The 11,642-nt window shown below is 38.2% G+C and carries 8 protein-coding genes; 6 read left to right on the plus strand and 2 right to left on the minus strand.

The window, feature by feature from the left end; translation table 11 throughout:
* Positions 1-4: 4 nt before the first annotated feature.
* A complete protein-coding gene (locus EFY79_RS11565; RefSeq protein WP_123120860.1) occupies positions 5-2,275 on the minus strand; it encodes a RecQ family ATP-dependent DNA helicase in 2,271 nt (756 codons plus the stop codon).
* Between the two features lie 240 nt (positions 2,276-2,515).
* On the opposite strand from EFY79_RS11565, the gene EFY79_RS11570 reads away from it, so the two are divergent.
* The 5 genes from EFY79_RS11570 (at position 2,516) to recA (ending at position 7,733) form a co-directional block, all read left to right on the plus strand.
* Positions 2,516-3,478, plus strand: coding sequence for a KpsF/GutQ family sugar-phosphate isomerase (locus EFY79_RS11570; protein WP_123120861.1), 963 nt, complete (start codon positions 2,516-2,518; stop codon positions 3,476-3,478).
* Between the two features lie 9 nt (positions 3,479-3,487).
* Complete coding sequence (locus tag EFY79_RS11575) at positions 3,488-4,576, plus strand: mannose-1-phosphate guanylyltransferase (protein WP_123120862.1); 1,089 nt, start codon at positions 3,488-3,490, stop codon at positions 4,574-4,576.
* An 18-nt stretch (positions 4,577-4,594) separates the two neighbouring features.
* On the plus strand, positions 4,595-5,758 hold the full coding sequence (locus EFY79_RS11580; protein WP_123120863.1) for a methionine aminotransferase: 1,164 nt from the start codon (positions 4,595-4,597) through the stop codon (positions 5,756-5,758).
* Between the two features lie 159 nt (positions 5,759-5,917).
* Positions 5,918-6,514: a DUF4142 domain-containing protein gene (locus tag EFY79_RS11585; RefSeq protein WP_158605203.1), complete on the plus strand. Its 597-nt coding sequence runs from the start codon at positions 5,918-5,920 to the stop codon at positions 6,512-6,514.
* A 202-nt stretch (positions 6,515-6,716) separates the two neighbouring features.
* Positions 6,717-7,733: a recombinase RecA gene (gene recA / locus EFY79_RS11590; RefSeq protein WP_123120865.1), complete on the plus strand. Its 1,017-nt coding sequence runs from the start codon at positions 6,717-6,719 to the stop codon at positions 7,731-7,733.
* A gap of 97 nt (positions 7,734-7,830) precedes the next feature.
* Here recA and nadA read toward each other — a convergent pair whose 3' ends face one another.
* Positions 7,831-8,841: a quinolinate synthase NadA gene (gene nadA, locus EFY79_RS11595; RefSeq protein WP_123120866.1), complete on the minus strand. Its 1,011-nt coding sequence runs from the start codon at positions 8,839-8,841 to the stop codon at positions 7,831-7,833.
* Between the two features lie 543 nt (positions 8,842-9,384).
* On the opposite strand from nadA, the gene EFY79_RS11605 reads away from it, so the two are divergent.
* A complete protein-coding gene (locus EFY79_RS11605) occupies positions 9,385-11,526 on the plus strand; it encodes a peptidylprolyl isomerase (protein WP_123120868.1) in 2,142 nt (713 codons plus the stop codon).
* Positions 11,527-11,642 lie beyond the last annotated feature (116 nt).

Raw genomic sequence — 11,642 nt, forward strand, 5'->3', positions numbered from 1 at the left:
CAATTTAATTTCCGTATTCACAAAGGAATTTAATTCTTACAATTTTCAATTGTTCCCAGGAATAATTTCCATCCGCTAATTCTTCTTTTGCTACTTCAAGGCTTGAAGTTTCGCATCCTTTAAAATAATCGATTATTTCCTCTTCCTCATACTCCTCCATCAGGTCTTCAATTGCGTAATTCAGGTTCAGTTTTGTTCCGCTGGCGACAATGGTTTCCATTTCTTCCAATAACTCTGGTAACTTTAATGTCCGGTTTTTTGCAATTGTTTCCAGCGGCATTTTTTTATCGACATTCTGGATAATAAAAATCTTATTATTATTCCTGTTTACCACGCTTTTCATCACGAAATCGTCTGGCTTTTCAATTTCATTTTCTTCAACGTATTTTTCAATTAACCTGACGAAAGGTTTTCCAAATTTTATGGCCTTGCCAACACTAACGCCCTGGCATTTTTCTAATTCTTTTAGCGTAGTAGGATATAGCGTTGCCATATCTATAAGGCTGTTTTCCAAAAAAATTACAAAGGGCGGAAGGTTCCTCTTTTTGGCTTCTTCCTGCCGCAGTTCCTTTAATAGTTCTACAAGTCTTTCGTCCGCCGCCGCGGCTTCGCCGGTTTCAGAATTATCCTCCTCCTCATCCCCGTCTGTCTCAAAAATATGGTTTAATGCTATTTTAAAAGATACGGGCTTTTTAAGGAAGGATTCCCCCTTGCTCGTAAATTTTAAAACCCCGTAATCTTCGATGTCTTTTTTAATTATATCCTCCAGAAGCATTTGTCTTAATAACGAGTTCCAAAAATGTTCGTCCTTTTCTTTTCCGGAACCGAATTCCGGTTTTTCCTCATGACGGTACATTTTAATCTGCGGGTTTAATTTGCCAATAATTACCGGTATCATATAGGTGATAGGAAATCTTTCTTCCAAAGCTTTTATTGCCTTTAATGCAATGATTACTTCATCCTTGGCCTCGACAAGTTCTTTTGGATTTTTACAATTATCACATTTGCCACCACAATTATCTTTTTCATATTTTTCCCCGAAATAATTCATCAGCATCTTACGCCTGCAAACGCTGCTTTCGGAATAAGCCACAGTTTCATTAATTAATTGAGCACCTATTTCTCTTTCGCTAAGCGACTTATCCCGCATAAGATGCTCTAATTTCGCTACATCTTTATGCGAATAATAAAGCAAACACTTTCCCTCTAAACCATCGCGACCCGCACGGCCTGTTTCCTGGTAGTAATTTTCGATTGACTTTGGAATATTGTAATGAATCACAAAACGAATATCAGGCTTGTCGATCCCCATCCCAAAAGCGATAGTTGCTACAATCACCTGAATTTCTTCGCCTAAAAAGTCATCCTGTCTTTTCGCTCTCAGCTTGGTATCAAGGCCTGCATGGTAAGCAACAGCTTTTATTCCGTTTGCCATAAGCGTTTCAGCAAGTTCTTCCGTTGTCTTCCTGTTTAGCGTATAAATGATACCGCTTTTACCTTTATTTTGCGAGATGAATTTCACAATGCTTTTGATGGCAAGGTCTTTTTTTACCTTTGGCACTACTTCATAGTAAAGATTGGCCCTGTTGAAAGAGGAGATAAAGATTTCAGGGTTGCGAAGCCCTAAATTCTTTATGATGTCGCTTTGTACTTTAGGTGTAGCCGTTGCAGTAAGGGCAATTACAGGGCGCGAGGGGTTTATTTCATCCATAACTTCTCTTAACCGTCGGTATTCCGGCCTGAAATCATGGCCCCATTCACTGATGCAATGCGCTTCATCCACTGCGAAAAAAGAAACATTTAATTCTTTAAAAAATTCAATATTTTCTTCTTTTGTCATAGTTTCGGGAGCGATGTACAGCAGTTTGGTGTGGCCGGCTACCAGGTCGTCCTTCACTACTTTTTGTTGTCCTTTATTTAAAGAGCTATTTAAAAAATGAGCAATATTATCTGTGCTGCTATATCCCCGAACTAAATCAACCTGGTTTTTCATTAGTGCGATAAGGGGAGAAACAATAATTGCACACCCGTTACTAATGATAGCCGGAAGCTGATAACATAAGCTTTTACCGCCGCCGGTGGGCATAATAACAAAAGTGTCTTTTCCGGAAAGAAGACTTTTTATTATCTGCTCCTGTGGCTCCTTAAAACAATTAAAACCGAAATGTTTTTGAAGTTGTTCTTTTAGTATATTGTCAACGCTGTGGCTGGAAGATTGTGGTTTTGAAACTTTAGCTTTTGGGATTCTTGGATTTTTAGTTTTTGTTGTGGGCATTTTTTTTCTTTTCTGCTAGTTCAATCTGAAAAAGGTTTCAAAGTTAATTCTTTAATTGAAAAAGTGGTTAAGGTTAAATGTACTTAATTTGCACCGTTTGGGGGCTATCCTGGGTTAAGGTACGAAGAATTTGGATTAGTACTACAAAAACCTTCTCTTTGTTCACTAATCTATAAAATGCTCTCGAGGACCTTTTACAATCTGAATTTCATAAACAATAAGCAATTTTAGCTTAATTGAATGGTTAATAATATAATAAACACCGGTAAACAAACAATTATTGCAGAATCTGATTCTATAGCTGCTCTTTTGGATAGTATTAACGAAAATTTTGAAAAGGCTGTATTGAAGATTTTTCAATCAAAAGGTCGCCTGGCAGTGAGTGGAATAGGAAAAAGCGCCATCATAGCTCAAAAAATTGTGGCATCGCTCAACAGCACCGGTACACCTTCGGTGTTTTTACACGCTGCAGATGCAATTCATGGCGATATTGGGATGGTACAACCCGAAGATGTCGTGATGCTCTTGAGCAAAAGTGGAGACAGTCCTGAAATTAAAGTTTTGGTTCCTCTTATTAAGAATTTTGGCAACAGCCTTATCGCAATTTGCGGAAATATGCAAAGCTATCTCGCAAAATGCGCCGATATCGTTCTCAATACCACCGTTAATAAAGAAGCCTCACCATACAACCTGGCGCCTACGAGCAGCACTACCGCCCAGTTGGTAATGGGCGACGCACTTTGCGTTTGTCTTATGGAGCTTCGCGGATTTAATCCTGATGATTTTGCAAAATTCCATCCGGGCGGTACTTTGGGTAAAAAGCTTTACCTGCGTGTGGCCGAACTGGCTGTAAATAACGAAAAGCCGGCAGTAAAGAAGGAAAGTCTGCTAAAAAATGTTATAATCGAAATAACCAAAAAACGTTTAGGTGTGACCGTTGTTATGGATAATGAAGAGAATATAGTTGGCATTATAACTGATGGTGACCTACGAAGAATGCTTGAAAATGATTTGTATCATCCACAGGCAAAAGCCGAAGATATAATGACCATTCATCCTAAAACAATCGACAGCCAATCACTGGCTGTTCATGCGCTGGAAGTGATGCGTAATTATAATATCACCCAGTTAATCGTCACAGAAAAGGGAAAATATTATGGGATCATACATTTACACGATCTTATTAAAGAAGGCATTATTTAAAATAAAAAAATGATTAAGAATAAGAATCACTACGTTGCCATTATGGCCGGAGGAATCGGAAGCAGGTTTTGGCCTGTAAGCAGAGTCGATCTTCCAAAACAATTTTTGGATATTTTAAACACAGGCAGAACCCTTATCCAGGCAACCTTCGACCGCTTTCAGCAATACATCCCGGTTGAAAATATTTATATTGTAACTTCCTGGCAATATAAAGATATTACGCACGAACAATTACCTGATTTGCCTGAAGAAAATATTGTTTGTGAACCTTCCCGCAAAAATACTGCCCCGTGCGTCGCTTATATTTCTTATAAAATCAACGAACTGAATCCCGAAGCGAATTTAATTTGCGCGCCCGCAGACCATCTTATCGTAGATAATGTGGCTTTTATTAAAACAAGTATTGAGGCCCTCGCCTTTACGCAAAAAAATAATGCCCTTCTTACTTTGGGCATCAAACCTTTTCAGCCAAATACAGGGTATGGTTATATACAGTACGAACAACAATCTGTAAGCGACAATATTTATAAAGTAAAAACCTTCACTGAAAAGCCGGATCTTGAATTAGCGAAAACTTTTATCGCAAGCGGAGATTTTTTATGGAATGCAGGAATTTTTGTTTGGCAAACCAAAAATATTATTGCCGCCTTTGAAAAATATTTACCGGAAATTCATGAATTGTTTGATGGAGCAAAAAAAGCCATGAATTCAGAAGAGGAGAAAGAAGCAATAGAAGTTATTTATCCTTTGTGCGTAAACATTTCAATAGATTATGGAATATTGGAAAAAGCCGACAATGTATATGTAATTCCTTCTTCCTTTGGATGGAGCGATTTGGGGACATGGGGAAGCGCGTACGAAAATCTTGAAAAAGATAATCACCAAAACGCGGTCGCCGGTGACAACGCTATTCTTTTTGATTCAACCAAAAATATTGTTCATACCGTAGGCGATAAATTGATTTTGCTGCAGGGGCTGCACGATTTTATTGTGGTGGATACTGCAGACGCTTTACTTGTTTGTAAAAAGGAGAATGAACAAAATATCAAAGAATACCTGGCAGAAATCAAAAGAAATAAAGGAGATAAGTATTTATAATATTTCAAAAGCAAATAAATGCACGCTTCGTTTTCAAGTAAATTACCAAATACCGGAGTAAGCATTTTTACTGTAATGAGCCTGCTGGCTTCAGAGCACAAGGCTATTAACCTGGGCCAGGGCACGCCAGATTTTACTATAAGCCCGCAGTTAATTGAACTTGTTTTTAAAGCAATGAAAGATGGGCACAACCAATATGCCCATAGAAATGGCCTGCTTTCCCTAAGAAAAGAGATCGCAGAAAAAATTCACTTTTTATACAATTGTCCCGTTAATCCTGACACAGAAATCACAATTACTCCCGGCGCTACTTACGGAATTTACACTGCGCTAACCACCATCCTCAGGCCTGGCGACGAGGTAATTGTTTTTGAACCTGCTTATGATAGTTATGTGCCCAATATTGTAGTAAATGGGGCGCGCCCGATTTTAATATCATGCCAACACCCGGAATATAGAATAGACTGGAACCTGGTAAAAGAAAAAATAACTCCGGCTACTAAGATGATTATTTTGAATTCGCCAAATAACCCCAGCGGACAAATTCTTGATAAAAGCGATTTGGAGAACCTGGCAAAAATTATAGAAGGCACGGATATTATCCTGTTAAGCGATGAAGTTTACGAGCATATCTTGTTTGACGGCAAAACACATGAAAGTATTCTTAGGTATCCAGATTTGTTTAAGAGAGCATTTGTTGTTTTTTCTTTCGGAAAAGTTTATCAATGCACTGGCTGGAAAATAGGATACTGTGTGGCCCCAGGTTGGCTTATGAAAGAATTTTCAAAGGTTCATCAATACAATTGCTTTTCTGTTAACACGCCGGTTCAATATGCGCTCGCCACCTTCCTAAAAGACAAAAATGAATATCTGCATTTAGGAGGCTTTTTCCAGGAAAAAAGAGATTTGTTTAATAGCCTGATGTCGCAAACTAAATTTAAAGCCATTCCTTCTTATGGCAGTTATTTTCAATTGTATGATTATTCGGAAATATCGCCGGAAAGTGATTTTGATTTCGCAAAAACACTTACAGAAAAGGCCGGGGTAGCCACTATCCCTGTCTCATCCTTTTATCAGCAACCCACGCAAAACAAAGTGCTGCGGTTTTGCTTTGCCAAAAAGGACGAAACGCTCCAACAAGCGGTGAAACAAATCCTAAAGTTTCAAAATGAAAAAGTTTAAGCCTCCAAGGATAAAGATGTGGGAAACCACTCACTTTATGTAAAAATTTCAACAATTTAGCATCGGCAGTGAGTATTATTCAACAGCATTAAGATTAGATAAAGCATGGAACAAACTTTGTTTAGCAAGGATATATCGTTAATCTTAAACAATATATTTATGAAAAAGCTAAGTATTGGAGTAATTATTTCAGGAGTCCTGATTTTTTCAGCTTGTAATGGTAATTCAAATTCTTCCACCACTACAGACACTACCACTACAGTGAGTTCAGCAGATACAAGTATGAATTCAATGAATATGAATAATAGTGACACAACGAGCGTGGGGGAAGATGCAAAAGATTTCACAAAGGATGCAGCGCAGGGAGGCCTTTTTGAAGTGAAAGCAGGGGCAATTGCAGAGAGAAATGCTGCAAGCCAGGATGTAAAAAATTTCGGGAAAATGATGGTAGAAGACCACACCCAGCTAAACCAGCAATTACAGGAACTCGCAGCAAAAAAGAATGTTCCATTACCCTCAGATATAAGTAGCAGCCAGCAAGATGATACAGCCAAATTAAGCAAAAAAACAGGATCAGAATTCGATAAAGATTACATTTCGATGATGGTAAAAGATCATGAAAAGGATATCGATGCCTTCAAAAAAGCGGCTGATAAGGTTACAGATCAGGACTATAAAAACCTGATAACCGGTGCAATTCCTACCCTGCAAAAGCATCTTGATGCGGCTAAAAAAATTAAGGATAAATTAAAGTAATTTTCTTCGTATAAGAAATTTAGAAAAAAGGATGTCTTTTCCAGGCATCCTTTTTTATTTAAATAAATATTCAATTGTAAATGAATGATTTTAACTAAATAAATTAACACCAATTACTAAATTAATTAGTGTTGATAAATATTAATTTCTATATTTGCTCAACCGATAACTTTACAATTTATAATCGCTTAATAAAAATAACATGGCAACAAATACCGCGGATAAATTATCCGATAAACTAAAAGCTTTGAGACTTACGATGGATAAAATCGATAAGGATTATGGAAAGGGAAGTGTGATGATGATGAATGAACGTTCGCAGGAGCCACACGAAACCATTTCCACTGGTTCTTTAGGTTTGGATGTAGCATTGGGAATTGGTGGTTTACCTAAAGGAAGGGTTGTTGAAATTTACGGTCCTGAGTCTTCCGGAAAAACAACATTGGCCATTCATGTAATTGCTGAGGCACAAAAAAAAGGAGGCATGTGCGCTATAATAGATGCTGAGCATGCGTTCGACAGCACTTATGCCAGGAAATTAGGCGTAAACGTAGACAATCTTTTAATCAGCCAGCCTGATTATGGAGAACAAGGATTAGAAATTGCCGACCGGCTAATTTTATCGGGAGCGCTGGATGTAGTGGTTATCGATTCAGTAGCCGCACTGGTACCAAAAGGTGAATTGGAAGGAGAAATGGGAGACAGCAAAATGGGACTCCAGGCCCGTTTGATGAGCCAGGCAATGAGAAAATTAACCGCTACCATAAGCAAAACAAATTGTTGTTGCATCTTTATTAACCAGCTTCGCGATAAGATTGGAGTAATGTTTGGCAATCCGGAAACTACTACCGGCGGTAATGCGTTGAAATTTTACGCTTCAGTGAGGCTCGATATTCGAAGAATGGCTCAAATAAAAGATGGCGATCAATCCATAGGAAACCGTGTAAAAGTAAAAGTGGTTAAGAACAAAATGGCTCCCCCTTTTCGCGTAGCAGAATTTGATATCATTTTTGGTGGCGGAATTTCGAAAGTGGGCGAAATTATTGATATGGGGGTTGATTTAGGAATTATTCAAAAAAGTGGGAGCTGGTTTAGCTACGACACTACCAAACTTGGCCAGGGTCGCGAAGCAGTAAAGCAACTTTTAATCGATAATCCTGATTTGGCAACTGAGCTTGAAGGCAAGATAAAAGCAAAAATTGCTGAAGGAATTGTTTAGAAAATAATAGTGAATGATTAATTTGAAAACCTGTTTATGCAGGTTTTTTATTTCATCTGAAAGTTAAAATCTTAAATTTTATTGCTTTACTGAAAAATCATAGCCCAAACTTCTTACTGATTTCAAGCATTCTTTCAATAGGCTTTTTGGCAGCTTCCATTAATTTTTCATCCATAATAATTTCGGGTTCTTCATATTCCATACATAAGTACAACTTTTCAAGTGTGTTCAATTTCATAAAAGGACAATCGTTACAGGCACAGGCATTGTCCGGCGGTGCAGGTATGAAAGTTTTGGTTGGTGATTGAATTTGCATCTGATGCAGAATGCCCGCTTCTGTGGCCACAATAAATTCAGTGGCTGGATTTTGAGCGCTGTATTTTAAAAGCGCGCTGGTGCTTCCGATAAAGTCGGCAACCTTTAAAAGCGATTCTTCACATTCAGGATGCGCAATAACTTTTGCGTCAGGATGCCTCATTTTTAATTTGGTGATTTTTTCCAGGCTGAATAACTCATGCACCTGGCAGGCCCCATTCCACAAAACCATGTCCCTTCCTGTTTTTTTAATCAGATAAGCGCCAAGGTTTTTATCAGGCGCGAATATAATTTTTTGCTCTTTTGGCAGGCTGTTGATTATTGCTTCTGCATTTGAAGAAGTGCAGATTATATCACTTAAGGCTTTTACTTCGGCTGTGCAATTGATGTAAGTTATTACGAGATGGTCAGGATGGTTTTCCTTAAATTTTTTAAACGCATCGGCCGGGGCTGAATCGGCGAGCGAACATCCGGCTTTCAAATCTGGGAGTAAAACTTTCTTGTTAGGATTTAAAATTTTTGCAGTTTCAGCCATAAAGTGCACTCCGGCAAAAACGATTATATCCGCAGTGGTTGATTGGGCTTTTTGGGCCAGCGCAAGGCTGTCGCCAATAAAATCTGCAACGTCCTGAATGTCAGGTTCCTGGTAATAATGGGCAAGTACGACGGCATTTTTTTCATTTTTTAAGCGTTCGATTTCAGAGAATAGGTCCAAGTTAACATCAATATCCAAATCCAAAAAACCTTTTTTCTCTAAATTTTTTTTTGCGTCCTGAATGTTAATATCTGCCATAGTATTTATTATTAATACCCTTTTTATTTAAAGGCCTATTATTATTAGGGATGTGGATTTGTGGAAAAATTACTTTTTTAATCTGATGCAAATTTAAAATATCCTGCTTATCCACAGCAATCCACAAAATTCTAACGAGCCATTATTTAATTAAATACTATAAGCCAATCACTTTTTAACAGACTGTTGATAGAAAAGAGTGTTGAAAAATTTTCCATCCATTTAAATAAAATTTGTGTGAGCTGGGAAGGGACAAAATGTGGGTTATTTACGCGAATAAAAACAACCCTTGCAAAACAGGAAGAGTTATTAAATCTTATTCAGACGAGGCAGGTAAGAATTCTGGCTTTTCCCACAGGAAAAACAATTTTCCCACAACCCATTGTTAATATCTTTTATAAAAGAAAATCCCGTTAAATTTTTAAAATGAAATTTTTTTTGAAAACAAGACCAGCGCTTATTTTGATACGTTATCCACAGTTTGTTCCTATCTTATTTTACACTATTTTTGCGGCCTCATTTAAAATTTAAGTGTTATAAAATATGTCAATCATTCAGACAATCCGTGAAAAAGGGACGGTTATTGTAATTTCTCTTATCGGAATAAGCCTTGTTGCTTTTATATTAATGGATTCTATGAGCAGCGGGCGCGGGAGTTCTATATTTGGTGGAGGAAATACTACTTCCGTTGGCGTAGTAAACGGAGAAAAAATTGACATCAACACTTTTAACGACCGCGTAAAAGAAGTGCAACAGCAATATCCAAATGCCGGTTCTTCGCAGAATAACCAGATTATGGAATCTGTGTGGAACCAAATGGTAGCAGAAAAAGTGGTAGATGAACAGTTCCAAAAATTAGGCATCACTTTCACACCGGATGAAATGAGCTCCATTATGTTTAGCGACCAGGCGCCTCAGCAGCTAAAGCAGGCATTTACAAACAGGGAGACCGGCGAATACGATATTGAGCAGGCAAAACAATGGTGGGCACAAACAAAAAAGAACCAGAATGCGGAACAAAGAAATGCTATTATCTCTCAGATAATCGACCCGATGAGACTAAATGCGCTTTACACCAAATATACTTCACTGATTGCCGGAAGCATGTATCAACCAAAATGGCTGGTAAAGGAACAAAGCGAAGAAAAAAATCAATTTGCAAAAATCTCTTACGTTGCGGTTCCTTTTACTGAAATCACCGACAGCTCAGTAAAAGTGAGCGATAAAGACATCGAGACCTACCTGCAAAATAATAAGGTGAAATACAATCAGGAACCGGGTGTAATGCTTTCCTATGTTTCTTTCAGTGCTGTTGCCAATGCGCAGGATAGCGCAAGAATCTTTAATTCGCTTGAAGAATTAAAACCGCAGTTTGCAGCAGATTCCAACGCAAAATTTTTCCTGGGAAGAAATTCGTCAGTGATTCCTTATTCAGATGAGTATATTCCTGAATCAAAAATTCAATCTCCTAAAAAAGATTCAATTATTGCTTCGCCTAACGGCACTGTGATAGGCCCTTATATTGATGGAGCCAATTATGTTCTGGCAAAAAAATTAGGAAGCAAAGTGCTGCCTGATTCCATCAAATGCCGTCATATTTTATTAGGGACTATCAATCCGCAAACCCAGCAGCCGCTAATGGATGACAGCACAGCCCACAGGCTTGCCGACAGCATTGCAACGGCAATCAAAAACGGGGCAAATTTTGATTCGCTGGATGCAAAATATTCTACTGATGAAGCAGCCAAACAAACCAAAGGCGTAATGACTTTTGACCTGCAAACTATCCAAAGCGACAATTTTGCAAAACCTTTTGGTGATTTTTTGCTTAACGATAATGGTGAAACAAAAAAAGTAGTAAAAACACAATTTGGCTGGCATTATATTGAGATTTTAGAGAAAAAGGATTTTCAGCCAAGCTATAAGATTGCTTTTATGGCTAAAGAAATAGCGCCAAGCGATGAAACCATTAATAACGCAAATACAGAGGCGATAAAGCTTTCAGGATATGCGAAGAATAAAAAATCTTTTGATGAATACGTAGCTAAACACGGATTGAAAGAAGTGAATGTGCCCACACCCATAAAGGAAAATGATTACCAGGTGGGTCAGCTTTCGGATGCCCGCTCCATAGTTAAATGGGCATTCGATGCAAAAGAAGGACAGGTATCCGAACCGTTTTCTTTAAAAGATGATTTCGTAGTGGCTATAGTGGACAGAAGATTAAAAGAAGGCATTCCTGCTCCCGATGTAGCGCGGCCTTTGGTAGAAGGAATTATCATGAATGACAAGAAAGCAGACATCATAAAGAAAAAGCTAAATAACCCATCCACTTTGGATGCCGCAGCATCTGCATATCACTCCCAGGTTTTAACAACCGGGGAAGATTCCACCCTTACTTTTGAAGCGCAGATAATCAATGGTATTGGCCATGAGCCAAAAGTAGCGGGCGCAGCATTTAACAAAAATTATCAAGCGAAAGTTTCGCCAGCCTTTGCCGGCAATTCAGGCGTTTTTGTGATTAAAGTAAATGGCGTTTTTCAAAAGCAACCCGTAAACGAAGCCATGCAAAAGCTTCAACAGAATGATGAAATGAACCGAAATGTACAGGCAGCACTTAGTGAGTCATTCCAGGAACTCAAAAAGACTGCCGATATCAAAGACTACAGAAGCAAATTTTTCTAAGAAAAAACATCGTATCGAACAAAAGGCCGTCTCAAAATAAATTTTGGGATGGCCTTTTTAATTTCGGTTTAACAATATGACTTAGGACTTCAAAGTCAACTTTGTTTTTTAGAAGT

The sequence above is a fragment of the Hanamia caeni genome (assembly GCF_003721595.1).
GTDB classification, from domain to species: Bacteria; Bacteroidota; Bacteroidia; order Chitinophagales; family Chitinophagaceae; genus Ginsengibacter; species Ginsengibacter caeni.